This window comes from Christiangramia gaetbulicola, assembly GCF_003054225.1.
GTDB classification, from domain to species: domain Bacteria; phylum Bacteroidota; class Bacteroidia; order Flavobacteriales; family Flavobacteriaceae; genus Christiangramia; species Christiangramia gaetbulicola.
Map to the genome: position 1 here is coordinate 611,389 of NZ_QBKQ01000002.1, position 26,271 is coordinate 637,659.

Consider the following 26,271-nt stretch of genomic DNA (forward strand, 5'->3'; position numbering starts at 1 on the left):
CCTAAGTTTGTTTCATAATCAATAAACAATATCATTATGAAAACAATTGCCGTACTAGTAGCCATGTTAATAGGAGCCTTGATGCAGGCCCAGACAGAAAATACCGGAACCATCAACGCCACCGTCTCTAATGTCATAGGAACTGAAGGAAATGTAAAATTCGGACTCTATTCTGAAGATACCTTTATGAAAACAGCACCAGAATATTCGGTAAAGGCTGAGATCAAGGACGGGAAGGCCATCGCGAATTTCGAAAATGTACCAGAAGGCACTTACGCTCTTTTAGTTATGCACGATAAGAATGATAACGGTAAAATGGATTTCGATGCCAACGGTATGCCTGTAGAAAATTATGGTTCCAGTGGAACCGGTATGAGCTATGGTCCTCCAAGTTGGGACCATTCCAAATTCGAATTCAATGGTGAACAAAAAGAACTGGAAATTAGATTTTAATAAAACTACCTATCAAAAGATCATTCATCATTCATTTCATCAATAGTAAACCCTTCTTCATCAGGAAGGGTTTTGCAATAGATAAATCAAAGTTAAATCTTATTTAAAATAAGAAAAACTTATACCTTTGTAATAGCAAAATTGTTAAGATGACTATTACCCAACTCCATTATGTACTTGCGGTCGCAGAACACAAGAATTTCACTAAGGCCGCGCAAAAGGTATTTGTTACCCAGCCTACTTTAAGTATGCAGATCCAGAAACTGGAGGAGGAACTCGAAGTAACTATTTTTGACCGGACCAAAAAGCCGATCCAGCTTACTGAAGTTGGTGAAAAAATAGTTCAGCAGGCGCGTAATATCGTGAATGAAAGTGACCGCATCCAGGATATCGTAGACCAGCAAAAAGGATTTATAGGAGGTATTTTCAGGCTTGGAGTGATCCCAACGATCATGCCTACCTTATTGCCCATGTTCATTGGTAGCTTTATTAAAAAATACCCCAAGGTTAAGCTTAAGATCGAGGAGCTTCACACCGAAGCTATCCTGGAAAAACTCAAGGAAGGACACCTGGATGCGGCAATTGCAGCTACTCCGCTGGAGGTTGAAGGAATCAAGGAAAATGTGCTTTATTACGAACCATTTGTTCCTTATATCCCAGGCGACCAGCAAAAGATAGATTCTGAAAAGATAAATGTTGAAGATCTCGACATTAATAAGATCCTTCTTCTTGAAGACGGACATTGTTTCAAAGACGGTATCATTAACCTATGCAAGGCTTCCAGGGATTATGGTGATGACCAGCTGCAACTGGAGAGTGGAAGTTTCGAAACGCTTATCAAACTGGCGAACGAAGGGTTGGGAATGACTCTTCTACCCTATTTGCATACTCTGGATCTAAAAGATTCAGAAAAGAAAAACCTGAAGATGTTCCATGATCCGGTTCCTGCACGCGAAGTAAGTCTTATTTACAACCGCAGTGAATTGAAAATGCAGATCATTGAAGCCATCAGGAGTACAATCGCCGGAGTGGTTAAAGGAGCGATCACCTTCCAGAATGTAAAAATTATTAGTCCCCTCAATAAAAAGAAGGAATACGATACAAATTAAAAAAAGCGGCTAATAGCCGCTTTTACTTTTTATGTATTTAAATAAATTAAACATTGATTTAATTCTGGATTCTGTTTGGTTAATGCCACTATCCAAAGTCTTAATTCCTCTATTTCGTGAGGCAGCAAACGTTGAAGTGCTTTCTTAACCTCCTTACAGAACAAACTAGCATCAAAACTTACTTTATCAAGTACTGTTTTGGTGTATTCAAACATTGCTCTCGCCATAATTTGAATTTGATTTAGGTTAAAGTTAGATTGATAAAAAAAGGTAGAATTGTATTATAGGCATTATTTTTTGGTCAGCTAAATATAATAAAACCTATTATATTTTAACAATTGTTTTAGAAGTTTAACAATATTAGAATCTGTTATCTCCACTTATTACATCGCCTATACCTCCTAAAATACTACCTTCTCCTTTATCCTTTCCACCACCCTGTGGCGCGGCCTGGTGAATTCTGCTGGCAAGTCTGCTAAACGGTAAAGATTGTATATAAACTGTTCCTGGACCGGTTAAGGTTGCAAAAAATAATCCTTCACCGCCAAATAGCGTATTTCGTATCCCTCCAATAAATTCTATATCATAATCCACAGTTTGATCAAACCCAATGATACATCCTGTATCTACTTTCAGCTTTTCACCGGGTTGTAATTCTTTCCTGGCCATGGTACCGCCAGCGTGAACAAAAGCCATCCCGTCGCCTTCTATTTTTTGCATGATAAAGCCTTCACCTCCAAAGAAACCTCTTCCAAGTTTTTTACTGAATTCGATACCGATAGAGACTCCCTTTGCGGCGCATAAAAACGCATCTTTCTGGCAGATGAATTTACCATTGAACCTGGTAAGATCTATAGGGATCACCTTTCCCGGATAGGGAGAAGCGAAACTTATCTTTTTCTTTCCCTGTACTTCATTAGAAAATATGGTCATGAACAGGCTTTCACCAGTTAGAAGTCGCTTACCGGCTCCCAGGACTTTTCCCAGAAAACCTTCATTTTGTTTAGATCCGTCTCCAAATATGGTATCCATTTTAATACCATTATCCATCATCATAAAGTTCCCTGCTTCAGCAATAACAGCCTCCTGAGGATCCAACTCTAGTTCTACATATTGCATTTCCTCACCAAAGATCTGGTAATCTATTTCGTGTGCATTCATTTATATAAGTTTTGGCTTAAAGTGGTTAGTTTTAAGCATGGTTAATCTTTATCTAATTTAAAAACTTTAAGCTTAACGCTCCGTGTTTTTTGCTTTTACCGTCCATTCAAATTCGAAAACTGAAACTTCATCGCCATCTTTATTTAGACCAACAGATTTCATCCAGAAGGTTTGACCTTCGCCAGTTTTCAAGGTTCGCTCTAGAGCTTCATTTACTTTATTCCCATCATAGCAAGTGAATTTGATCTTCCCGGTAGCCTTTTTCGTAAAAACCGATTTGTTCTGGGCAACCAGCATAGAGACCTTTTTATCTGACTGCTGAATTTTATTCATAACCAGTGCGCCGGTACTAAGCTCGGCTGCCATGGCCTGTACAGCAAAATACATAGAGTTGAAAGGATTCTGGTTTATCCAGCGATGTTTAACGCTTACAATACATTCTGTCTGGTCTATATGTTTCACCCTCACCCCACATAACCAGGCACTTGGTAATTTCAACATTAAAAAGGAATTCAGTTTTGAGGGAGATAGCTTCATTTATAAGGTTTTTGGTTGAATTTTCCATAAAAGTAGGAAATATGTTCCAGTATCCAATTCTTAATGTTATGTTAAATTTCAGTACTATGTGTTGCATAATACCTTCTTTTAAATATATATTTGTATAAGATTCTAATAGGTTATAAACTTATCAATCAAAAAACATCATGAAAAAATCATCTCACACTCAGACAATTGACTTATCGAAAGGAAGTAATTCATCGATAACTAGAACACAGATCTATCTAGCTGTAACATTTATTTACATCTATTTTATCACAGCTATTTTCTTTTAACATCAATCAAATTAAAAAACAAAGAATGACCACCGAAACCATCAACAATAATAAAACGCTTACAACCGTATTACATCTATCGGTTTTTACGAAATACTTCATACCACTAGGGAATTTTATTTTTCCAATGTTGTTATGGCTGGCACGTAAACAGGATCCTTTTGTAGATCATCACGGGAGAAATGCCCTGAACTTTCAGATTAGCATGTTCCTCTACACTATTTTCCTGGTTGCCGTAGGATTTGCCACTTTCGTTTACTTCGGACTAAGATTTACGGCAAACGAGCCTTTATTTTTCGTGCAGGACTCCTTTGTAATCGAGAATGTTAGCGACGCCATGCCCTTTTTCATCACGTTGGGCATACTAGGAATCATATTACTAGGTCTTTTTATCCTTGAACTATTCGCCGTCATCAACGCGAGTATCAAGGCAAATGAGGGACAGTTATATAATTACCCGCTAACCATCAATTTTTTAGGTTCGGAAAAACCGGACGACACTAATCATCAATTTAATCAATCAAGAAATGAACAGTTTAACGACACCCAAAAACAAACACTATGAAGATTGAAAATACAAAAGCCCAGATGCGTAAGGGTGTACTGGAATACTGTATTCTCTCGGTTCTCCGGGATGAAGACGCCTACGTGGCAGAGATTCTGGATACATTAAAAGACGCAAAACTATTGGTTGTGGAGGGTACAATCTACCCTTTACTTACCAGGCTTAAAAATGCGGGATTACTCAATTATCGTTGGGAAGAATCCACCAGTGGGCCGCCTAGAAAATATTACGGGCTCACCGAAACAGGAAAAATATTTCTCAGGGAACTTACCGGTACCTGGGAAGAATTGCAATCTGCAGTTAACATCGTAACCACTCAAAAAAAGAAGAACCATGAATAAGACAGTAAATATAAATCTTGCCGGCACATTCTTTCATATAGATGAAGATGCCTATGCCAGACTACAAAGGTATCTGGAAGCCATAAGGCATTCTTTTTCGAATACGCAGGGTCGTGATGAGATCATCTCAGACATCGAGGCTCGTATTGCTGAATTATTTAATGAGAAGATCAAGAATGACCGTCAGGTGATCAGCATCAAAGAAGTAGAAGAAGTCATCACTATCATGGGGCAACCCGAAGATTATATGGTAGACGAAGAGATCTTCGAAGACGAACCTAAGAGGACGAAAACTACAAAAACTGTAGGAAAGCAATTATACAGAGATACCGAGAATGGCCATGTGGGAGGCGTATCTTCAGGACTGGGACATTACCTTGGCATTGAAGCTATCTGGGTAAGATTATTATGGATCTTACTAACCATATTCTCCAGTGGAGCATTCATCCTTATCTATATCGCTTTCTGGATCTTTGTTCCTGAAGCAAAAACCACTGCCGATAAACTGGCCATGCGCGGAGAGGAGGTAACCGTCAGCAATATCGAGAAAAAGATACGTGAGGGTTTTCACGAGGTTTCAGATAGTATAAAAAATGTAGACTATGAGAAATATGGTAAGAAGGCATCTGCCGGAGCCAGCTCTGCGGCTACAACTCTTGGTGACATTATCAAGTTCTGTCTGAAACTGATCGTAAAATTCGTTGGAATACTGTTATTATTGATAGCTGGTTCTACCTTAATAGGATTATTCGTAGGTCTATTTGCAGTAGGAACTTTTGGAATTATAGAAGCTCCATGGACAGATTATATAGACGTGGTAAACAGTGGTGCACCAATTTGGTTAATATCACTACTGGCCTTCTTCGCTGTAGGAATTCCATTCTTCTTCCTGTTCGTTTTAGGATTGAAGATCCTGGTGAAGAACCTGAAATCCCTTGGTAGGATTGCTTTACTTACACTATTAGGAGTATGGCTTATCTCGATCATTGGATTAACAGTAATAGGAATTAGCCAGGCTACGAACCGTGCCTTCGACGGTGAAGTCGCCAGTACAGAAAAACTGGCGATCACCCCTCAGGATACGCTGTTCCTTAAAATGCGAAATGATGATAAATATACAGGTAAGACCTGGAGAAGCTCAGATTTTAGATTAGCCTATGATAATAACAAAAAGATCATTGTTGGTAACGACATCAGGCTTATCGTAAAATCTACTAAAGATTCTCTTGGTAAGATCGAGATCATAAAAATGGCTGAAGGCAAGAATTATGAGGATGCTAAAGAAAGAGCAGATAAAATAAACTATTCTACCAGTCTAATGGGAAATCAATTGCTATTGAATAGTTTTTATACCTCAGATTCGGGATATGGCTATCGTGACCAGGAGGTTCAGGTAACCCTATACCTGCCGGAAGGAATGACCTTATATGCAGATGATAACGTTTCATCTTTTCACAGAAACTATGAATCATACGGGGATATTCTGAATAGTGGCGAAGAAGGACATTTTCTAAAAATAATGGAAGATGAAACTCTTTGCGAAGACTGCCCTGTAGAGACCTGGGACGATGATAATGAAGATTGGGGTGATGAAGACAGGGACTGGGACTCAACTGATGAATTTAACGCCAGGATCAATGTTAACGGAGAAGAAATGGATATTCGCGTTAATGATGAAGGTGTAGAAGTGAACGACAAAAAGGTTAATCGTGTAAAAATAGACAGCAATGGAATTGAGATAAATACACCATCATGAGTTCTTTAATCAACCTTGTACTAAGTTTTATCATGGGTCTTCTATTTGGACACCAGTTAGAAGAACCCAAAACCGCTCATCACGAGTACCAAAAAGATACTATTGAAGTATTTAAAAGTCTCGAAGCCCGGCAACAAGTGCTGGAATCCTAATCAATCAAGAACAAAAGCCTCTAATCTGAGGCTTTTGTTATATTTGAGGTAAATCTAAATCTTATACATGCTAAAGAAACTTCCCCTTCTACTACTTATTATTTTCATTTCCTGTAAAGCCCAGGAAAAAGTCAAAGGCAGCAGGAATGTAAAAACCGAACAATATGATCTATCCTCTTTTCATTCAATACAGGCTAAAGGCGATTTCAAGATAGGGATATTAAAAGGAAACAGGTCGATGATAGAAATCGAAGCAGATGATAACCTGCATGATCTTATTCAATCTGAAGTAAGGGACGGTATTTTGTACATCAAACCTTTTAAGGAATTCAGCAGAACCAAAAAGCAGGAATTAAGGATCACCTTTTCAGATACATTGAAAGATATACTTATTACCGATGATGTTGAACTTGAATCTCTTCAGGATATTTATGTTGGTGATTTTAAGCTGGAAACAAGGAATGATGCTCAGGCTTTTTTAACCATTAAAGCTAAAGACCTTAGGCTTATCCAGAACGATGATGCAAAATCTGAACTCAATATCACTGCCACCACGGTAGATTTTCAACTGAATCAATCTTCAGATCTTAAAGCCCTGGTAAACGCACCAGATTTTAATGTGGATATATATGAAAAAGCAACGGCCAGAATCGAGGGAGATATTCAGCGATTTAAAATAAGAGCAGATCAATCTGCCAATTTCGATGGAGAGAACCTCACCAGCGTTACTGCTGAACTTCTCACCCAGAGAAATGCTGAGATCAAGATCAATGTTACAGATACCCTAAATGTGAGAGCTACCGGTAAAAGTGAGATCGAGGTCTTTAATGAGCCACAGATAAATCTTATCGAATTTAAAGATGAAGCTGTGATCTCTAAAAAGGAATTTAGCAAAGGTCTTTTTCAATAAATTATCTTTGCCAAAGTTTTCAAAAATAAAATTTTTATAACTCGTTTATAGTATAATTTTACTCGGTTTTTAAAACTATAAATAGATATGAAACATTTAATTAAAAGTAGCCTTATCCTTCTTGCAATCAGCCTTTTATTAGTATCCTGTAGAAATACAGATGAAGATACTAAGGAAAAGACCGAAGTGGAGCAAATGATGGAGGATCCAAATAACGAGGTGAAGGTTAAAGATGGAGGTGACAAGATCAAAATTGAAACTCCAGAAGGAACCGAAGTTAAGATCAAGAAAGATGATGGGGAATACAAGGAAAAGATAGACAGAGCTGATGGTAGCGAATCTAAAGTAAAAGTAGACAACGGTGAAGTTAAGGTAAAGACCGATAACTAATTCCGAAGACTCTACGCTTAATTTCAAAGCATAAAAAAGTCCCGCAAATGCGGGACTTTTTCATTTTATATACCTACCAGAATTATACTGTTTCCGGTCTTGTTTGTGGTCTTTCAATATCTTCTTCGGTTTCTATCTCTGCAAGGTAACGCTCAGCATCTAGAGCGGCCATACATCCTGTACCAGCTGCAGTTACAGCCTGGCGATATATTTTATCCTGAACATCTCCTGAAGCGAATACACCCGGGATATTTGTTCTGGTAGATTTACTTTCGGTGATCACATAACCGGTCTCATCCATATCTAACCAGCCTTTGAAAATATCGGTATTAGGTTTGTGCCCAATAGCAACGAAGAATCCGGTAATTTTGATCTCTTCCTTCTCCCCTGTCTGGTTATTCACCATTCTTAATCCTTCTACTACTTGCTCACCAAGGATCTCATCTACTTCGGTATTATACCTAAGGTCGATATTCTTAGTATTTTCAACTCTATGCTGCATCGCTTTAGAAGCTTTCATATAGTCTTTACGAACCAGCATGGTCACTTTATTACAAATATTAGCAAGATAAGTAGCTTCTTCTGCAGCAGTATCTCCACCACCAACGATCGCTACGTCCTGACCTTTGTAGAAGAATCCGTCGCAAACCGCACAGGCAGATACTCCACCTCCACGCAATTTTTGTTCACTAGGTAATCCTAAATATTTAGCGGTCGCACCAGTAGATATAATTACAGATTCTGCTTCGATCCATTTTGAGTTATCTACACAAACTCTGTGTATACCACCAACTTCTTTAGAGAAGTCAACTTCAGTGATCATACCTATACGTACCTCGGTTCCAAATCTTTCAGCCTGTTCCTGAAGATCCATCATCATCTTTGGCCCATCGATTCCCTGAGGATAACCCGGGAAATTATCAACTTCAGTAGTAGTGGTTAGCTGTCCACCAGGCTCCATACCTGTATACATTACCGGTTTAAGATCTGCCCGGGAAGCATAGATCGCTGCAGTATAACCTGCAGGTCCAGAACCTATTATTAAACACTTAACTCTTTCTATAGTATCACTCATTTTATTTGTTTTACACGATATAAAAGTAGGTAGTTAAGTAGAAAACTTACACCTTTTGTTATTAAGATCGTCTATTTGTTGATAAACCTAAAAAATATGGTCAGAATTCCGCCACAGTTTCAGCAAATTTAAAAGATAAAATTACCTTTGCCAAGCATGGAATTGAGTTTGTTCAACATAATGGATATATTGGGAACCATCGCATTCGCTATTTCGGGGGCACTTTCTGCTATGAACCGGCGACTGGATATTTTCGGTATTTTTATTATTGCCTTTGTTACCGCCATTGGTGGCGGTACCATTCGCGATGTGCTTATTGGAAATACCCCGGTGAGCTGGATGGAAAACATCGTTTATGTATATCTTATTGGTGTGGTCACCATCTTTGCGATCGTTTTTAGAAATAAACTGAATTATCTCAAAAAATCCCTGTTCCTTTTTGATACCATTGGTCTGGGTGTATTCACCATTACCGGTGTGGAGGTGGGTATACAGAACGGACTTGACCCTATAATTTCGGTGGCGCTGGGCGCAATGACCGGAACATTTGGCGGGGTGATAAGGGATATACTCTGTAATGAGATCCCGGTAATATTTCGAAAAGAGATCTATGCCACGGCCTGCCTAATTGGTGCTTTAGCCTATATAATTCTATATAAACTTGAAGTAGATGCAGATATTATTTACCTCGTTACCTCTCTTACTGTGATAAGTATAAGGCTTATTGTAGTTAAATATCACCTTACCCTGCCTTCCTTTTATCCTGTTCAACCTAAGAGCAGTGAACGAAGAATGTGAGACACATATAATTGATTATCAATAGTTTCAGTATCTTTATAAAAATTTACTGGATGGCCGAGGCGGAAAAAATAATAATAGTCGAAAATGATATTCCCATGGCTGCGAAGTTGTCTCTGCAACTCAACAGGCTTGGTTATAACATTACCGGTATTTTTTCGCGGGCAAAAGATGCCTTGCATTTTCTTGAGCAGGAAGTTCCAGATCTTATTCTACTCGACGACCAGTTAAAAGGACAATTAAATGGTTTGGAATCCAAAAGGTCTGAAAGTAAGATCTGCTCTCCGGTTATTTATTTCAACAAGCGTACCGCTGAAACCCTGGATCGTTTATTACCCCGGTCCCTGAAGAATAAAAAAAAGAAAAATTCTGAACCCGTTGATCCAATTCAACAAAAGCCGGAAAAAGAGGTCTTGAAGAAAAATGAGCATTGTATCCTCAACGACCGAATCTTTGTGCGGCATCATGAAAAAATGATACGTATTTCCCTGGACGATATACATTATATTGAAGCAGACCGTAATTACTGCAAGGTCTATCTTAAAGATAGAAAATACTTGCTGGTTACCACACTCAAAGAAGTAGATGAAAAATTATCTGATAAAAGGTTTCTTAGAATTCATCGCTCTTATATCGTAAATATCTCCCATATAGATGAAATTGGTGGCAATCACGTGGTGATCTGTTCACATTCCCTCCCCCTTAGTAAAAATATGCGTCCAGAACTTTTCAAGCACCTACAGGTGATCTAAAAACACATTTAAATTACTGTATTTCAGTTCGTTATAATCAAAATTTCCTATTCCGGTAAATAAAAGCATGCCTTCGGTAAGTTTTAAGGCCTTCTCATCCTATAATTAATTTCTATGCCATTATAACTAACTAAATTCAAGACAATTAACCATAAAAAAGAAACCAATGAGATCAAGCAAGACAACTTTGGTAACCTGTCTATTTCTGTTTATGATGAGTATTTCCATCTGGGCACAAAAAGATCGTTATCAATTATACGTAGTTCATGAAGACCATGTAAAAAGTGGAATGATGGATAAGCACCATGATGCTGATAAAAAGATCGTTGAAGCCGCCAGGAAAAATAAAATGAAAGATATGGACTGGATCACCTTTGTGGGTGACGACAGTCGCGTGATGTACCTTTCCCCTATTAAGAATATGGCAGACCTCGATAAGAATCCATTCGAAGATCTTCAGAAAAAAATAGGAGATAAGGAATTTGAAGAATTATTCGATTCCTTCGATGGTACTTATTCTAAACACGGAGATTATATCTTAAGACTGGACAAAGAACTTTCTTATATGCCAGACGGTTTGACGCAAACACCCGAAGGCCAGAATTACAGGGAACTTACCTTTTACCACATCCCTCCAGGTTCGGGTGATAAAGCTGAAGAGCTGGCCAAAACCGTAAAAAAGATGTATCAGGAGAAAAACTCCAAGATTCACTACCGTCTTTATAAAAGCGGGTTTGGTACTATGGGACAATATTTCTTGGTGGCAGTTGCCGCAGAAAGTCCGGAACAACTTGAAAAACGCCGGCAGGAGAATATGGAGTTAATGGGTGACGAAGGCAAGGCCATTCGTGAAAAAATAGATAATACGTTCTCTAAGCAGGAAAAACTTACAGGACGCATTATGCCGGAACTGTCCTACGTAAAAAATTAAATTCGATGATATGAGAAAATTGATTTTTATCGTATTCGGTTTTCTAATGATCACCAATACGAATTATGCACAAACAGTTTACAAGAACCTTCAGGTTCTTAGGGATAGCTATGCTGAAGCCTTTAAGAATTCTGATACGGAAACTATCTTAAAGTTATATTCAGATGACGCAAGTGTATATCACACAGATGGTAGCGTTCATAATGGAACAAAAGAAATACGTGATTTATACAATGGTTTTTTCGAGGAAAACAAAGCCAGGATAGAATTTAAAAATGTATCTGAAGATAAGTTAACAGATGATATTTTCTTTTACCATGACAAAGTCTTTGTAAATGTTGAGGGGGAAGAAAATACCAGAGATATTGAAGTTGTGAATATCGCTAAAAGGATCAACGGTAAATGGAGGGTCATTAAAAGTTATAGGTGGCCTAAACCATAATCAAATACATTCAATCCCCTGAAATCCAGCCTTCCCTACTTTGCCTGGTAATTTAATTTCACTAATCATTTAAATTAAAATTATGAATTTAAAATTAAACATTTCAGGCTTTCTGATCGCTCTAATCATGTCGATAACCGCCTTTGCTCAGGAAGGCTCAAATCAGGCCTTCTGGATCCATGAAGATCAGGTTAAACCTTCTATGATGTCTGAATATATGAAGACCTCTAAGGATCTTGTAGAAGCCTGTAAAAAGAACAATGTCAAAGACATTCAATGGTCTGTCGCTTCTATGGATGATGGTACATTCCTGTCCATTACTCCTATAAAAGATCTTGCAGATATTCAGAATATGAATTTCAGTGATCTAAGAGAAAAAGTTGGTGATGATACATTTAATAAAATGTTCGAAAACTTTAATAAATGTTATGATAACCATGGGGATTATGTGACCGTTCTGGTCCCTTCCCTTTCCTATATGCCAGATGGTCTTAGTACCACTACGCCTGGTAAAGAATACAGGGTATGGCACAGAATGGATGTTACCCCGGCCAACATGCAAAAGGTTCAGAGTAAAATGAAGGAATTAAAAGACCTGTTCGCTTCGAAAAATTCTAAAATGCATTACCGCATTTACAGAAGCGGATTTGGAAATGTTGGTGATTATTTCGTCGCGGTGATATCTGCCGAGGACGCTATGGATTATGATAGAATGAGTGCTGAAAATGATAAGTTAATGGGTCAGGAAGGCCAGAAGTTATTTGACGAAATGTTTGAATATGTAGACGCCTATTCAGTTAAGAGAGGTTCCATGAGGCCAGATCTATCTTACCAGGCATCTGCAGATAATACTAATATCGCAAAAGACTAGAAATCATGAAAAAGTTATTAATAGTATTACTTATCTCGGTTATCGCTACATCATGTAACGACGGGAAGAAAGAAGAAGTTAGATATACCCAGGACTCTAAAGAGATCAATACGTTAAAAGCGGCAATTCAGGATTATGAGGACGCTAACTGGGAGGCATACCAGAAACACTACGCAGATACCGCTAAGATCTATCATAACAGCAAGGAAAGCGTAGGCTCAAAACAACAGGTAGACAAACATAAAGAAAACATAAGCTCATTATCTGCTTATGGTTTTGTAGATGAAGATGATGAATATGAAATGGTTCTTACCGATGATAAAAATACCTGGGTAAATTACTGGGGAACCTGGAAAGGTACTATCGCTGAAAACAGCCAGGAAGTTACCATACCTGTTCATTTAACCGCAAGATTCGTTGACGGGAAGATTGTTGAGGAACACGGTTACTGGGACGGCGGCATCATGATGGCCGCAATGCAGGAAATGCAGGCGGCAAAACAGGATTCCATACAGGGTAGCGAATAGTAAAATATCATATATGAAAAGTATAGGAATTACCGGAGGTGCCGGATTTATTGGAAGTTATATAACCAAAAAGTTTCTTGATGAAGGTCATAAGGTAAAGGTATCTGTCACCAACATTTCAAGAAGTGATAAATACGAACACCTCTTTGAACTGGGCAATGAAGATAATCTGTCTATAAAAGACCTTAATGTTCAGGATATAGATTCATTGAGAAGCTTTTCCCGGGGTTGTGATATTATCATCCATTGCGGTACTCCTTTTAAACTTGGAGTTGAAGATCCCAAAAGAGATCTTTTTCACCCAACTATAAACGGAACGGAGAATTTTCTCAAGATAGTCACCGAGAATAAGGACCTGGAAAAAATCGTGTTCGTCGCATCTGTTGCGGCATTCAACACCTCTTTTCCATATCCGGTTACGGGCAGGGATCCTGATCATTTATATACCGAGGAAGATGAACCTTTCCTGGACGAGGCCAATATACCTTATGCCCAGGCTAAGTATTATGCCGATCAAACGGTAAGAAAGTTTATAAAAAATAATCCTTATATAGATACTGAAATAACCACGGTATCACCGGTTACGGTAATCGGGAAGTCACTTTCTAACCGTGAAGATTCTACTTCGGTAGGATTACAGCATCTTATAAAGGCTAAAACGGCACCAGATCCATTTATGCAGACTCTTTTCGATGAGGATGTGGAATTCGCTCTGGTAGACGTGGAAGATGTCGCTGAGGGTGTTTACAGGGCTGCTACAAAGAAAGGTATTCACGCTAAGAACTATCTGCTCACCAGTGAAAGCTGGAGAGTTTCAGATATTTCCAGAATGCTTAACAGGGAAGATCCTAAAGCCGAACCTCGTACTGTTTACAGTAATGAGCTCGCTCAAAAAGAATTGGGTCTTTACTTTAAGCCGGTAAGCGAACCCCTGAATAAATTCAGTGAATCCTGATGTTTCTGTTCTAATAGACTGGCATCAGAATACAATAATATTAATTAATCACAATATTAAAATGAAAACAAATAATATATTAAAATCGGGACTGGGAATAATTTTCCTCCTCATCCCCTTACTTAATCTTTTAGCCCAGGATGCTGCGAGAGTAGATCCGGAACATTATAAGGTGGTCGTGGACAATGACAAAGTTAGAGTGCTACGCATCAATTATGATCCCGGTGAGGAATCTGTAATGCATACTCATCCGGAAGGAGTGGTGGTATTCATGTCTGACACTAAAGGCAAAATGAAAACCGAAAGCGGAGAGTCTATGGACATGGTCATGAAAAAGGGCGATGTTATCTGGACTGAACAAGCTAAACACCAGCCAAAGAATGCTGGGAACGATCCTTTTGAAGTCATACAAATTGAATTGAAGAATAAAGGAAATGTTGCGGGTAAAAAGAGCTTACATTTATTCGACCTGCCCGCGGGCATGTCTGAAAAGCAGCTCAACGATTTTCTAAAAGAAATGAACCAAGCTATTGCTGACGAAGGTTATCCCGGTGCCGGCTATCATTTATATAAGATCACTTCTGAAAATAATGACTATAAATATTTCATGGAAGGCGTGTGGCCAGATTCGGCTACCTACGATAAGATCCATGATTCTGCAGGCTGGAAAGCTGCGGCAGATAAGGGTAAAGACATGATCGAGAAAATACAGGCACAGGAACTATATTTAAAAGCTGAAAAAGTTCAGTAATAGATGCAATTAAAATCAAAAAACGGTTAGAGAGTTTTACTTTCTAACCGTTTTTATTTTTTAGTGTGGTAATTTATCTCTTAATAAACCATAAAGGAAAGTTCCGAATATGGCTGCAAGGAAAACCACGATGACCGAAACATAACCGGCCCCTATCAGGGTATAAATTGGTCCCGGGCAGGCTCCGGCAAGCGCCCAACCCAATCCAAAGATAATTCCACCAAACATATATCTGCTAAAACTTTTATTCTTGGGGATGAACTGGATCTCTTCTCCATTAAAATCTTTTGCCTTGGTCTTTTTGATCCATTGTATTCCCAATACTCCTAGCACCAGGGCTGAACCAATGATACCATACATATGGAAAGCCTGGAACTGGAACATTTCGTAGATCCTGAACCATGAAGCGGCTTCAGATTTGAACATCACGATTCCGAAAAATATACCTATAAATAAATATGCTACTACTCTCATTTTCTAAAATATTAAAGGGAATAATAAATGTACCATCACCAGTCCGCCGATGAAAAATCCAACAACGGCAATAAGTGAAGGCAATTGTAAATTACTTAATCCAGAAATCGCGTGTCCGGAAGTACACCCTCCTGCCCATCTTGCTCCAAAGCCAATCATTATACCTCCGATAATTAAAATACTTAGAGATTTCCAGTTAGTGAGCGCTTCGAGGCTATATAGTTCATCTGGCAGATATGCTCCACCTGCACTATCAAAACCAAGACCTTGTAAGGTCGAGACCGTTTCTGGATTGATATTAACGGCAGCATCTGGAGTTAAAAAATTCATGGCGATAAATCCGCCAATCGCAGCCCCGATGATCACGGTGAGATTCCATTTTTGAGCACGCCAGTTAAAGTCGAAAAAACTCGCTTTGCTGTCTGCTCCACACATGGTGCATAGCGTTCTCAAATTGGACGACATCCCGAATTGTTTCCCCATAAAAATTAGGAGGAACATGATCAGGGCTATAAGAGGCCCGGCAACATACCAGGGCCATGGTTGTAATATATAATCCATAACTTTTTTTTCAGGTGCAAATTAACAATAACAAGAGTCGGAAAACAGTAACAATAGTTACAAACTAATTCTTCTGGCAATATTCCTTCAGGTGTTCCACTACTTTACTGGAAAGCCTTTCCAGGGTCTGGGCAGACCAGCCAGCGCTGTTATCATGGGCGATAACATTTTCATATTCCAATGTTTTTGAAGAAAGTTCATTCCTGGCGTCTCCATCAAAGATTGCGAAATTACCCTCGTTATTTATCCAATCTTGAAAAGCTTTTTCATCAAAAGGCAGACCTAAGGAGGTATTGATAAGGATCTTGCCATTTCCCATAACTTCAAATTCTGAAGCTTGTAATATTTCTGTATTTTTAGGAAGGTGGATTGAAATTACATCACAGGTTTTCAGTAATTCTGCGAGTTCGAGATACTTCACTCCACGATCACTCCAGTCCTCTTTTTTGCTCCGACTATAATAATAAAGATCAGCTTCAAAAGGCAAAAGGCATTTTGCCAGTAATTGGCCGGTCACTCCAAAACCTATAATTCCTATTTTGAGACTGGTTAGTTCCTGGGGGAGTTCTTTCCATTGTTTCCCGCTGTAGCCATTCAATAACTGGATAAGTTCAGAAATAATGAATTCTGCTACTCCGGGGTCTCCATAATCTTTGATACCTGTAACGGTGATTCCATTTTTCCGGGCAAACTTTACCGCCACGTTAGCCGATTCATTATCATAAAGGCTACAGGCCATTCCTATATATTTGATCTCAGGGCAAGCCTCTATAATCTCCTCATCTAATTGGGTATGCCACGAAACAATCACGGCTTCGGCATCCCCTATTCTCTGAATGATCTCTTCTTTGGTTTCAGGATAATCTGTATACACCTCAACCTCTTTCCTGCTATAATTTTGCAATTCGGAGATCGCTTGCTTATTTAATTTGGTTTGATCTACACAGACTATTTTATTGAATTTCATAAGCTATTATTGAACCTCACAAATTATGAAAATCTATCAAGTTTGTTTATAGGAGTTATTTTTACATTGAGATTGTTTCTCCCGAAGCGTCGAGATCGCAAAGACAATAAAAGGGTCTCTGCGAGGAAGTAAAACGACCGAAGCAGTCTCATGATACTATCTGCAAAGTTCTTAAGATTGCTTCGCTACACTCGCAATGACAACTAAAATAAAAATTTACATCACCCTAAACTCGTTTCAGGGTCTTAGGTTAGAGATGCTGAAAATCCCGATCCTTCAGGACAGCATGGCGAACATTTCAAGCTGAGATTGTTTCTCCAAGTACTCGGGCTAGCAATGACAATCAAAGGGTCTCTGCTAGGAAGTAAAACGACCGAAGCAGTCTCATAATGCCTTCTGCAAAGTATTTAAGATTGCTTCGCTACACTCGCAATGACAACATAAACTAATTTTCACGTCACCCTGAACTTGTTTCAGGGTATTGTCTTGAGAACATCCTGAACTAAAACAAAAGGCCGAAATCTCTTTCGGCCTTTTGAATTATAGCGGGATATTCCCGTGTTTTCTATTTGGTCTTAAAACCTGTTTGGTCTCAAGGGCACTAAAAGCCTTGATCAGTTTTCTACGGGTATCTTTCGGCATGATAACCTCATCGATAAAGCCACGCTGTGCGGCCTCAAAAGGAGTCGCAAACTTCTCTGCATATTCCGCTTCTTTTTCGGCCAGTTTCTTCTCTGGATCTTCAGCTTCAGAAATTTCCTTTCTAAAAATGATCTCAGATGCTCCTTTAGCTCCCATTACTGCAATTTCTGCCGTAGGCCAGGCGAAGTTGAAATCTGCCCCGATATGTTTGGAATTCATCACATCATAAGCCCCTCCATAGGCTTTTCTGGTGATAACAGTAACTTTTGGCACCGTGGCCTCACTAAGGGCGTAAAGCAGCTTAGCCCCATGTAAAATGATCCCGTTCCATTCCTGATCTGTTCCCGGTAAGAAACCAGGCACATCTACCAGTACTAATAGCGGAATATTGAAGCAGTCACAGAAGCGCGTGAATCTGGCAGCCTTCTTAGATGAATCAACATCCAGAACTCCGGCCAGGCTCATGGGCTGGTTGGCGATCACACCAACACTTCTACCACCAATTCTTGAAAATCCGACGATAATATTATCGGCATAATCTTTATGAATCTCAAAGAAAGAATCCTCATCGATAATTCCCTTGATTACCTCATGCATGTCATAAGGTTTATTGGAACTATCGGGAACTATATTTTCCAGAACTTCACGATGCTCATCTCCCAGTTCAAACTCAAGTTTTTCTGGTGCTTTCTTGTTATTCTGAGGCATATAGCTAATCAACTGCTTGATATTCTCAAGACAAATGATATCATTTGCTGCCGTAATGTGAGTAACCCCAGATTTGGTTGAGTGCGTGCTTGCACCTCCAAGCTCTTCTGAAGTAACCTCTTCATTAGTTACGGTCTTTACCACGTTTGGTCCGGTTACGAACATATATGAGGTATCCTCTACCATCAGGGTAAAATCGGTCATCGCTGGCGAGTAAACCGCTCCACCGGCACAAGGTCCCATGATCGCAGATATCTGCGGAACCACTCCTGAAGCCTTTACATTTCGGTGAAAAATATCTGCATAACCACCTAAAGATTTTACACCTTCCTGAATACGCGCACCCCCGGAATCATTCAATCCAATAATTGGTGCTCCAACCTTAACGGCCATATCCATGATCTTACAGATCTTTTCCGCGTGAGTTTCTGAAAGAGACCCACCAAAAACAGTGAAGTCCTGAGCAAAGACATAAACCAGACGGCCGTGGATAGTTCCGTATCCGGTAACCACTCCGTCACCATAGAACTTTTGTTTATCCATTCCGAAATCGGTAGTACGATGGGTTACTAAAATCCCTATTTCTTCAAAAGAATTCTCATCTAAAAGGTAATTCACCCGCTCACGAGCGGTCAACTTTTTCTTTTCGTGTTGTTTGGCAATTCTTTTATCACCTCCACCTTTATGGGCTTCAGCGATCTTTTCTTTTAATTTATCGAGGTTCTGACTCATCTCTGAATTCTGAATTTTAGTTGTGTGGTAATCTTAGTTGCTCCTTATCGGTCAAATACTGCTTTAAGGCCATTAATGCTGCAAGTTTTGCTTCTTCTTCGGTCTCTTCTTTCAAGGCTTCCGGAGAATAGTATTTCTTCACAAAGTGCGTATCAAAATTTCCGCTTCTAAAGGCATCATGCTGAAACACAAATTTCCCGAAAGGCAAAGTAGTGCTTACTCCTTCTACAATATAGTGATCTATGGCCTTGATCATCATCTGTATAGCTTCTTCCCTGGTCTTACCGTAGGTGATCAGTTTGGCCAGCATTGGATCATAATAGATAGGAACTTCCATTCCTTCCTCAAATCCATTATCAAGCCTGATGCCCTCTCCTGCCGGAACCTGGTATTTTTCGAGGGTTCCCGTACTCGGCATAAAATCTTCCAGCGGATCTTCAGCATATACCCTTAGTTCCATGGCATGACCTATAATTTTGAGATCATCCTGGGAAAACTGAATTTTTTCACCCCTGGCAACCAGGATCTGTTGTTCTACGAGGTCTACCCCGGTAATATATTCTGTCACCGGATGTTCTACCTGAAGCCTGGTGTTCATTTCCAGGAAATAGAAATTCCTGTTTTCATCGAAAAGAAATTCAACAGTTCCCGCTCCTACATAGTCACATGCCTTGGCTACTTTCACCGCTGCCTCACCCATTTCCTTTCTCAAAGCATCATCAAGTACAACCGAAGGGGCTTCTTCCACAACCTTCTGGTGTCTACGCTGTATACTACATTCCCTTTCGAATAAATGCAAATAATTGCCATGAGTATCGGCCAGCACCTGAATTTCGATATGGCGTGGTGAGGATACATATTTCTCTATAAAAACAGAGCCATCACCAAAGGCAGATTCTGCTTCAGAAATAGCGCGTTTCATCTGGTCTTCCAGATCCTTCTCTCTTTCCACGATACGCATTCCTTTTCCTCCTCCACCGGCAGAAGCCTTGATTAGGATAGGAAAACCGATGTCATTAGCAATTTGTTTTGCCTTTTCGGTATCGGTGATCGCTTCATCGATTCCAGGAACCATTGGGATATCGTATTTTTTCACCGCATCTTTCGCCGCGAGTTTACTTCCCATGATCTTAATGGCCTTGGATCCCGGACCGATCCAGGTAATGCCATTTTTCTCAACCGATTCTGCGAAGTTGGCATTCTCACTCAAAAAACCATATCCAGGGTGAATCCCATCGACATTTAGTTGTTTAGCTACTTCTATAATTTTATCGCCTTTCAGGTAAGATTCACTGGATGGTGCCTCTCCAATACAAACAGCTTCATCTGCAAATTTCACGTGGGGTGCATTTCTGTCTGCTGTAGAATAAACCGCAACGGTATCGATTCCCATCCGTTTTATGGTCTTCATTACCCTAAGTGCGATCTCTCCCCTGTTGGCTACTAATATTTTTTTCATATTCTTTTTTTAATAAGACCTCTCGACTGCGCTCGAGGTGACTTCTCATTAATTAAGTAATTCTAATTTTCTGGTTCCGGTTACTCCATTTCAATGAGTAACTGGTTCTTCTCTACCGTATCACTTTTGCTTACGGTAACAGATTTCACCACTCCGTCTCTGGGAGCCGTTAAAGTATTTTCCATTTTCATGGCTTCAAGTACCAGCAGGTAATCTCCTTCTTTCACCTCATCGCCTTCTTTCACGTTCACTTCCAGGATAAGACCCGGCATTGGAGCCTTGATATCATTTACCTGTTGTGAGCTTCCTAAAGAAAGACCCATTTCGTCTATCAACTGGTCCAGATCATTATTGATCTTAACTGTATAGATATTCGAATTGATCTTTATCTCGTAAGTCCTGTTTAAAAAATCTGGTTTGAAGATCTCTGCGGTGAAAGAGCGGTTATCTCTTAGAAGATGATAATTTCTCTCTGAAGTTTTTTGGGTATCCAGTGCTCTGATCTCTTCTTCGGAAAAATCAAATTCCATAGAATCGTTCACCTTAACCTTGTAATTCTTATCCATAAAGAGGTTTATGTGTTGTTATTTTTGACCTTGGAGCGTAAATATAGAAAAATTAAGGGTCTTGAAGTGTTGCAGAAATCTCAAAATATTGCGAAATATTATGATTTTTCCATTATCGTGATGGTATAATGTGCGGTTTTGATTAGGATTTTTCAGAAATGAGTGGCCTCGAGGCAAACTGATTTGTTTTACGCGTCTATCTTTCTGAGATGCTGAAACTCCCAATACTTTGGGACAGCATGACGAAATTCCATTTAAACTTAGATCGCTTCGTTACACTTGCAATGACAAGCACAACGTCTCTGCGAGGGAGTGCAACGACCGAAGCAGTCTCATGTGGAATTGGCACTAACAAAGAGATCGCTTCGCTACAATCGCGATGACAACTAAAATTAATGCGTGCGTCACCCTAAATTTATTTCAGGGTCTATCGCTTTAGATGCTGAAACTCCAATTAATACGAAGACATTCAACTCGTCTCTGCGAGGAAGAGCAGCGACCGAAGCAGTCTCAGAATAGTTTCAACAAAACAAGATGAGATCGCTTCTCCCGATGAATCGGGATCGCGAAGACAACTAAATATGAATGCTTGCGTCACCCTGAACTTGTTTCGGGTCTTTCTGGCACTCGCGAAGACATAAAAAAACCCGGGAGTAAATCCCGGGTTAATGCAATTGTTTGTCGACTTGATTATTTGAAATCATTGATTGCATCGCTTAGATCGTAGACCTTAGTATTTTCAAATCTTGCATCGAGGATGCTGCTACCTGCCGCAGACCTGTATCCACCGGCACAATGAACCACCACCGGTTTATGCGATGGGATCTCGGTAGTATTCTCTCTAAGTTCGTTAAGTGGTACTGCGATAGCATCTTCAAAGATCTTACCATCAGCCACCTCGCTGTTATTCCTAATATCTACAATAGTGTAGTTATCCTTATTATTCTTGAAATCTTCAAGATCTAGCTGATCTGATTTTTCAGATACCTTATCACTTAAAGTGATTACAGCTTTCACCTGCTTTTCGTAACCGATCTTGGCCGTTCTTTCCAGCATCTCTTCAAGGTTGTCTATACTTTCTATCACCAGGTAAAATTCTTCTTCAGGCTTAATGATCGCTCCCAGCCAGGTTTCATATTTATCCTTTTCTGAACGCGCCATGATATTGATACTACCATGAAGATGCCCATCTTTAAATGCTTCTCCGCTTCTGGTATCTACAATGGTGATTCCGTCTTCAACCTCTTCAACATATAATTTCAGTTTATTAGCCCATTTGGTACGCTGAACATTTTCAGGTCCGGTTTTATTCACGTCTACGTTGAAACCAAAATAATGCGGAATAAATGGCTGATCTTTCAGGATCTCCTCCACGAATTCATCTTCGGTCTGTTCTTTAAAAGCCCAGTTCCCCTGGCGCTCATTTCCTAAAGTACTGGAAGAAGCGTCGCTCATGTTCTTTCCGCATAAAGAGCCTGCTCCGTGTGCCGGGTATACTAGCGCATCATCTGGAAGATCGTTGAACTTATTCTTAATGGTGTTATACATCTGCTTGGCAAGATCTACTCGCTTCGCTTTCATATTTCCTGCTTTCTCCCTAAGGTCTGGTCTTCCAACGTTACCGATAAAAAGGGTGTCCCCAGTAAATAGAGCCGTTTTATCACCTTCTTTCGCCACGATAGTGATACTGTCTGGAGAGTGTCCAGGCGTGTTGATAGCACTAAAGTTGGTATCTCCCATCTTTAGGGTATCACCATCATCAAAGGTTTTGTGAGGGTAATCTGCTCCCAGCAATTCACTTACGTAAATAGTGGCTCCGGTTTGTTCATGAATTTGCATATGGCTACTCACAAAATCTGCGTGAGGATGAGTTTCAAAAACCGCTACAATTCTGGCATTTTGCTCTTCTGCATACCTGTAATATTCCATTGGGTTCCTGGAAGGGTCTACAAGAGCCATTTCTCCATTGCTCACAATAGCGTAAGAAAAATGCGCTAACGGATCATCTTTAAATTGTTTTATGGTCATTTTATTCGATTTTTATAAATGTTTGGTTCTTACTTTATTTCTTTTGAATGGAAACAGGGTCTGATGTCCGAAATCTTCCGGGAAATCTTCATCTCCACTGAAACCAAGTTCTATTTTCTTTCCGCTTTCAGGAATATATGCCGTACCAAAGATATAATCCCAAATACTAAGGCTTAGGCCATAATTCATTCCGTAGGGTCTGTCTTCTGGCAATTCTTTAGAATGATGCCAGATGTGCATTTTCGGGTTATTGAAAATATAACCTAAAGGGCCATAATTCCATCCCAGGTTCGCATGATTAAGGTGACCTATAAAGACCGCGAACATATGCACCACGAAAAATTCCTTTATACCGAAACCTATCATGGCCAGGGGTATATACTGCACCGTCTTATAAATGATGGTTTCCATAAAATGAAACCTGAACTGTGCGGCAAACCCCATTTCTTTCACGCTATGGTGGATCTTATGGAATTCCCATAGCCAAGGTCTCCTGTGTAATTGCCGGTGCACATTCCACTGTATAAAATCGGCGATCACGAACATGATGATCAACTGGCTCCAGGCGGGTAAATTCCCAAATTCTATGGCCACGATATTTTCAATACCAAAAAGACCAAGGAAATCATTGAAAAGCTCCACTCCAACATTGCTCAGGGCATTATAACCTATAAGCGAAAAAAGGAAAAAATTAAAAAGTATATAAAAACTGTCCAGCCAGAATCCTTTTCTAAAGACCTTCTGATCTTTTCTCCATGGAATCAAGATCTCTAAAGACCATACTAAAAGTGACAGACCAATTAACCAGTAGAAATAACTATTCCATGTTGGATGAGTTATTTCATTCACCAGATAATTGAAATACCCCGTAAAGGAATTCTGAATTATGTCTATATACTTTTCCAATCTTTTTTATTCTGGCACAAAAATATAAATATAGGAAGGTTAAGGAAGTAACTTTTGTTACAGTTATTTACAAAAGCATTAACACCCTAAAACCTTATATGTTAGAATGCGTTAAATGGAATCGTCTCCCCTGCGATTCTTATTAAATTTAAGCTACCAAAAAAATCAAAGTTATGAGTAAAGAAGTTTTAAAAGAAAAACTAGGTCTTGGTGGGGTTGCCATTGGGAATGGTTTTAAAGTAATGACAGACAAGGAAGCCGAACAAACGCTGGAAGCGGCCTGGGAAGCCGGGGTAAGGTATTATGATACTTCACCATGGTATGGTTTAGGATTAAGTGAAAGGCGCTTTGGCCATTTTTTACATAATAAAAAAAGGGAAGATTATATCCTTTCTACCAAAGTGGGCCGCGTTTTAAGCGCTACCAGTAACACTCCGGAAACCATGTGGAATGAGCCGGCTCCTTTTGATTATAAGTACGATTATTCGGCAAGTGCAGTAAGAAGATCCATAGAAGACAGCCTGCAGCGTTTAGGAGTGGAAAGCATAGATTATGTATTTATCCATGACCTGTCGCCAGACCATAATGATGAATATGAAGAAGGCACAGACTGGCTGGATCATTTTGAGGTTGCCAGAAAGGGTGCTATGCCAGAGCTTACCAAAATGAGAGAGGAAGGCATCATCAAAGGCTGGGGACTTGGAGTAAATACCATTGAACCCATCATCAAAACCCTGGAAGAGACCGATGCAGATCCAGATCTATTCCTTTCCGCCATCCAATATTCCATGGTGCATCATAAAGATTCGCTGGACAGGTTATTCCCGGTCATAGAAAAGCATAAGGTTGGATTGATCGCTGCGGCACCTTTTAATGCCGGATTGCTTTCAGGAAAAGATCGTTATAATTATTCAGGAGATATGCCCGAAGAGAAGGTTCAGAAACTGAATAAGATCAAGGAGATCGCGAAAAAACATAAAGTAGATCTTAGTACTGCTTCAATTCAGTTTTCTTTCGCCCCAAAGATCGTTAATACTGTTCTTGCAGGAGCAAGCAAGCCAGAACAGGTAAAAGAAAATGCAAAGGCGTTTGATGTTAAGATCCCTGCGGAATTCTGGGAAGATCTGAAAAATGAAAGCCTGATCGATGAGCGAGCCGAGGTGCCTGCATAGATAGAAAAGAGCTTATTTTTCTAATAGCCTAAGATACTGGTTACGGCCAAAGCTCATGAAATAGAAGATATATCCGAAAAGGAACATCATGACCGTAGCCAGGAACAGGCTATTAATATCGAATTTTAAATAGATCGCGAAATACAGGAGCCCGATAAAGACTGCTATGGGTAGCAGGTATTTAGAGTAGATAAATCCCCTTATCTCGATCCGCTTTTCTTCCCCTTCTTTTATTTCAAAATCGACCGGTTTACTGCCGCACCAATCAATTCTGGCCACTAACTGGTATTTACCCTCGGGGAGAGTATAAGATAAAACCTGCCTGTCATTTATTTCAGCAAATTTTCTTCCATTTAAATATAGTTCAAAAGACCTCATTTTATTGGCCCATTCCGAATTTCTCCTGATCAAAAGCTTTGGCATTCAATATTTTATAAGTGTCTATGTAACAAATGTTACAAAGTATTTTTGGTTTAAACTATAACTTGCGCCCCGATAAAGATGGTTTAGATTTTTTTGCCCGAACACAAAGTTTTCATGATGATTTTAACGCCGGTCTCACCCTACAGGGACTGGCGTTATTCATTATAAAAAACACCGATCTCTTCCAGAGATTTTCTTTGTATATCGGGAACGAAAGCATTATCTGCAGCATATCCTACTGGTAATAACAGAAAAGCTCTTTCATTCTTAGGCCGTTCTAAAAGATCAGCTAAAAAATTCATGGGGCTTGGAGTATGCGTGAGCGTTACCAACCCCGCGTTATGTATTGCTGAAATAAGCATACCGCAGGCGATACCTACAGATTCATTCACATAATAATTATTATGCTTTTCACCGTTCTCACCAAGCTCGTAGGCTTCTTTAAAAACCACTATGAGCCATGGTGCAATCTCCAGGAACTCCTTGTTGGTGTCTGTGCCCAAGGGAGCAAGGTCTTTCAACCAGCGCTCGCTCATCCTGTTATTATAATTTTCCTGTTCTTCTTTTTCTGCAGCTTCTCTAATGCTGGATTTTAATTCTGAACTGGATACGGCACAGAATTTCCAGGGCTGTTTGTGGGCTCCAGATGGCGCTGTTCCCGCAGCCCTGATAATATTCTCAATAACCTCCACAGGCACTTCTTTATCTGAAAAATGCCGCACAGTCCTACGTTTATCCAATTCCTGGTAAAATTCGGCAGATCTCTGGATCATTTCCTGAGCTGAAAAATTTTCGCCGTGGTAGGCGATATGCTTAAAACCATTAATGATCTTTTCTTTAAGGGACATAGAACTGTGCTTG

General features: G+C 39.6%; 31 protein-coding genes. 17 read left to right on the top strand and 14 right to left on the bottom strand.

The features are described 5' to 3' along the window. Positions 1 to 36 precede the first annotated feature (36 nt). Positions 37 to 453, top strand: coding sequence for a DUF2141 domain-containing protein (locus tag C8P64_RS09400; protein ID WP_108171812.1), 417 nt, complete (start codon positions 37 to 39; stop codon positions 451 to 453). Between the two features lie 149 nt (positions 454 to 602). After that, positions 603 to 1,562 (top strand): LysR substrate-binding domain-containing protein, encoded by a 960-nt coding sequence (locus C8P64_RS09405; RefSeq protein ID WP_108171813.1) that lies wholly within the window; start codon positions 603 to 605, stop codon positions 1,560 to 1,562. 29 nt (positions 1,563 to 1,591) lie between these two features. Here C8P64_RS09405 and C8P64_RS09410 read toward each other — a convergent pair whose 3' ends face one another. The 3 genes from C8P64_RS09410 to C8P64_RS09420 form a co-directional block, all read right to left on the bottom strand. Continuing rightward, positions 1,592 to 1,789, bottom strand: a complete 198-nt coding sequence (locus tag C8P64_RS09410; RefSeq protein ID WP_108171814.1) for a hypothetical protein — start codon at positions 1,787 to 1,789, stop codon at positions 1,592 to 1,594. Positions 1,790 to 1,922: 133 nt separating this feature from the next. Beyond that, positions 1,923 to 2,723 (bottom strand): TIGR00266 family protein, encoded by an 801-nt coding sequence (locus C8P64_RS09415; protein WP_108171815.1) that lies wholly within the window; start codon positions 2,721 to 2,723, stop codon positions 1,923 to 1,925. Positions 2,724 to 2,795: 72 nt separating this feature from the next. After that, entirely contained in the window at positions 2,796 to 3,260 is a 465-nt protein-coding gene (locus C8P64_RS09420) for a DUF4442 domain-containing protein (protein WP_108171816.1), read from the bottom strand. Between the two features lie 321 nt (positions 3,261 to 3,581). On the opposite strand from C8P64_RS09420, the gene C8P64_RS09425 reads away from it, so the two are divergent. The 6 genes from C8P64_RS09425 to C8P64_RS09445 all read left to right on the top strand — a co-directional run bounded on the left by C8P64_RS09425 (position 3,582) and on the right by C8P64_RS09445 (position 7,670). Then, entirely contained in the window at positions 3,582 to 4,121 is a 540-nt protein-coding gene (locus C8P64_RS09425; RefSeq protein ID WP_108171817.1) for a DUF4870 domain-containing protein, read from the top strand. Further along, a complete protein-coding gene (locus tag C8P64_RS09430) occupies positions 4,118 to 4,462 on the top strand; it encodes a PadR family transcriptional regulator (RefSeq protein ID WP_089664992.1) in 345 nt (114 codons plus the stop codon). Before C8P64_RS09425 ends, C8P64_RS09430 begins: the two co-directional genes overlap by 4 nt. Further along, a complete protein-coding gene (locus C8P64_RS09435) occupies positions 4,455 to 6,218 on the top strand; it encodes a PspC domain-containing protein (protein ID WP_108171818.1) in 1,764 nt (587 codons plus the stop codon). Before C8P64_RS09430 ends, C8P64_RS09435 begins: the two co-directional genes overlap by 8 nt. Next, entirely contained in the window at positions 6,215 to 6,370 is a 156-nt protein-coding gene (locus C8P64_RS16475) for a hypothetical protein (protein WP_156067616.1), read from the top strand. Before C8P64_RS09435 ends, C8P64_RS16475 begins: the two co-directional genes overlap by 4 nt. Before the next feature lie 67 nt (positions 6,371 to 6,437). Next, positions 6,438 to 7,280, top strand: coding sequence for a GIN domain-containing protein (locus tag C8P64_RS09440; RefSeq protein WP_108171819.1), 843 nt, complete (start codon positions 6,438 to 6,440; stop codon positions 7,278 to 7,280). Between the two features lie 87 nt (positions 7,281 to 7,367). Continuing rightward, complete coding sequence (locus C8P64_RS09445; protein WP_108171820.1) at positions 7,368 to 7,670, top strand: hypothetical protein; 303 nt, start codon at positions 7,368 to 7,370, stop codon at positions 7,668 to 7,670. 82 nt (positions 7,671 to 7,752) lie between these two features. On the opposite strand, the gene trxB is transcribed toward C8P64_RS09445, so the two are convergent. Further along, the gene (gene trxB / locus C8P64_RS09450) at positions 7,753 to 8,745 is read right to left on the bottom strand and encodes a thioredoxin-disulfide reductase (RefSeq protein ID WP_108171821.1); all 993 of its coding nucleotides are present in this window, start codon (positions 8,743 to 8,745) and stop codon (positions 7,753 to 7,755) included. A gap of 156 nt (positions 8,746 to 8,901) precedes the next feature. Between trxB and C8P64_RS09455 the strand changes: the two genes are divergently transcribed. The 8 genes from C8P64_RS09455 (at position 8,902) to C8P64_RS09490 (ending at position 14,772) form a co-directional block, all read left to right on the top strand. Then, the gene (locus C8P64_RS09455; protein WP_108171822.1) at positions 8,902 to 9,543 is read left to right on the top strand and encodes a trimeric intracellular cation channel family protein; all 642 of its coding nucleotides are present in this window, start codon (positions 8,902 to 8,904) and stop codon (positions 9,541 to 9,543) included. Between the two features lie 53 nt (positions 9,544 to 9,596). Then, positions 9,597 to 10,295 (top strand): LytR/AlgR family response regulator transcription factor, encoded by a 699-nt coding sequence (locus tag C8P64_RS09460; protein ID WP_108171823.1) that lies wholly within the window; start codon positions 9,597 to 9,599, stop codon positions 10,293 to 10,295. A gap of 166 nt (positions 10,296 to 10,461) precedes the next feature. Beyond that, on the top strand, positions 10,462 to 11,226 hold the full coding sequence (locus C8P64_RS09465) for a hypothetical protein (RefSeq protein ID WP_146167202.1): 765 nt from the start codon (positions 10,462 to 10,464) through the stop codon (positions 11,224 to 11,226). A 10-nt stretch (positions 11,227 to 11,236) separates the two neighbouring features. Continuing rightward, positions 11,237 to 11,668: a YybH family protein gene (locus C8P64_RS09470; RefSeq protein ID WP_108171825.1), complete on the top strand. Its 432-nt coding sequence runs from the start codon at positions 11,237 to 11,239 to the stop codon at positions 11,666 to 11,668. An 82-nt stretch (positions 11,669 to 11,750) separates the two neighbouring features. Beyond that, positions 11,751 to 12,539, top strand: coding sequence for a hypothetical protein (locus C8P64_RS09475; RefSeq protein ID WP_245889689.1), 789 nt, complete (start codon positions 11,751 to 11,753; stop codon positions 12,537 to 12,539). Positions 12,540 to 12,544: 5 nt separating this feature from the next. Then, positions 12,545 to 13,066, top strand: coding sequence for a nuclear transport factor 2 family protein (locus tag C8P64_RS09480; RefSeq protein WP_108171827.1), 522 nt, complete (start codon positions 12,545 to 12,547; stop codon positions 13,064 to 13,066). A 13-nt stretch (positions 13,067 to 13,079) separates the two neighbouring features. Beyond that, positions 13,080 to 14,021 (top strand): NAD-dependent epimerase/dehydratase family protein, encoded by a 942-nt coding sequence (locus C8P64_RS09485; protein WP_108171828.1) that lies wholly within the window; start codon positions 13,080 to 13,082, stop codon positions 14,019 to 14,021. Positions 14,022 to 14,082: 61 nt separating this feature from the next. Then, the gene (locus C8P64_RS09490; RefSeq protein WP_146167203.1) at positions 14,083 to 14,772 is read left to right on the top strand and encodes a cupin domain-containing protein; all 690 of its coding nucleotides are present in this window, start codon (positions 14,083 to 14,085) and stop codon (positions 14,770 to 14,772) included. A gap of 60 nt (positions 14,773 to 14,832) precedes the next feature. On the opposite strand, the gene C8P64_RS09495 is transcribed toward C8P64_RS09490, so the two are convergent. The 8 genes from C8P64_RS09495 to C8P64_RS09530 all read right to left on the bottom strand — a co-directional run bounded on the left by C8P64_RS09495 (position 14,833) and on the right by C8P64_RS09530 (position 23,815). After that, positions 14,833 to 15,246 (bottom strand): YeeE/YedE family protein, encoded by a 414-nt coding sequence (locus C8P64_RS09495; protein ID WP_108171830.1) that lies wholly within the window; start codon positions 15,244 to 15,246, stop codon positions 14,833 to 14,835. Between the two features lie 3 nt (positions 15,247 to 15,249). Continuing rightward, positions 15,250 to 15,807, bottom strand: coding sequence for a YeeE/YedE family protein (locus tag C8P64_RS09500; RefSeq protein ID WP_108171831.1), 558 nt, complete (start codon positions 15,805 to 15,807; stop codon positions 15,250 to 15,252). Between the two features lie 64 nt (positions 15,808 to 15,871). Continuing rightward, on the bottom strand, positions 15,872 to 16,774 hold the full coding sequence (locus C8P64_RS09505) for an NAD(P)-dependent oxidoreductase (protein ID WP_108171832.1): 903 nt from the start codon (positions 16,772 to 16,774) through the stop codon (positions 15,872 to 15,874). Positions 16,775 to 17,314: 540 nt separating this feature from the next. Then, the gene (locus C8P64_RS09510; RefSeq protein ID WP_108171833.1) at positions 17,315 to 18,856 is read right to left on the bottom strand and encodes an acyl-CoA carboxylase subunit beta; all 1,542 of its coding nucleotides are present in this window, start codon (positions 18,854 to 18,856) and stop codon (positions 17,315 to 17,317) included. Between the two features lie 16 nt (positions 18,857 to 18,872). After that, complete coding sequence (gene accC / locus C8P64_RS09515; RefSeq protein WP_108171834.1) at positions 18,873 to 20,315, bottom strand: acetyl-CoA carboxylase biotin carboxylase subunit; 1,443 nt, start codon at positions 20,313 to 20,315, stop codon at positions 18,873 to 18,875. A gap of 80 nt (positions 20,316 to 20,395) precedes the next feature. Next, positions 20,396 to 20,881, bottom strand: coding sequence for an acyl-CoA carboxylase biotin carboxyl carrier protein subunit (locus C8P64_RS09520; RefSeq protein ID WP_108171835.1), 486 nt, complete (start codon positions 20,879 to 20,881; stop codon positions 20,396 to 20,398). A gap of 690 nt (positions 20,882 to 21,571) precedes the next feature. Further along, on the bottom strand, positions 21,572 to 22,909 hold the full coding sequence (locus C8P64_RS09525; RefSeq protein ID WP_108171836.1) for an MBL fold metallo-hydrolase: 1,338 nt from the start codon (positions 22,907 to 22,909) through the stop codon (positions 21,572 to 21,574). 12 nt (positions 22,910 to 22,921) lie between these two features. After that, positions 22,922 to 23,815, bottom strand: a complete 894-nt coding sequence (locus C8P64_RS09530) for a sterol desaturase family protein (RefSeq protein ID WP_108171837.1) — start codon at positions 23,813 to 23,815, stop codon at positions 22,922 to 22,924. Between the two features lie 173 nt (positions 23,816 to 23,988). On the opposite strand from C8P64_RS09530, the gene C8P64_RS09535 reads away from it, so the two are divergent. Beyond that, positions 23,989 to 24,987 (top strand): aldo/keto reductase, encoded by a 999-nt coding sequence (locus tag C8P64_RS09535; RefSeq protein WP_108171838.1) that lies wholly within the window; start codon positions 23,989 to 23,991, stop codon positions 24,985 to 24,987. A gap of 12 nt (positions 24,988 to 24,999) precedes the next feature. Here C8P64_RS09535 and C8P64_RS09540 read toward each other — a convergent pair whose 3' ends face one another. Continuing rightward, positions 25,000 to 25,410 carry a hypothetical protein gene (locus C8P64_RS09540; protein ID WP_108171839.1) on the bottom strand — a complete coding sequence of 137 codons (411 nt, stop codon included), beginning with the start codon at positions 25,408 to 25,410 and terminating at the stop codon, positions 25,000 to 25,002. A gap of 155 nt (positions 25,411 to 25,565) precedes the next feature. Then, positions 25,566 to 26,258 carry a nitroreductase family protein gene (locus C8P64_RS09545; protein WP_108171840.1) on the bottom strand — a complete coding sequence of 231 codons (693 nt, stop codon included), beginning with the start codon at positions 26,256 to 26,258 and terminating at the stop codon, positions 25,566 to 25,568. Positions 26,259 to 26,271 lie beyond the last annotated feature (13 nt).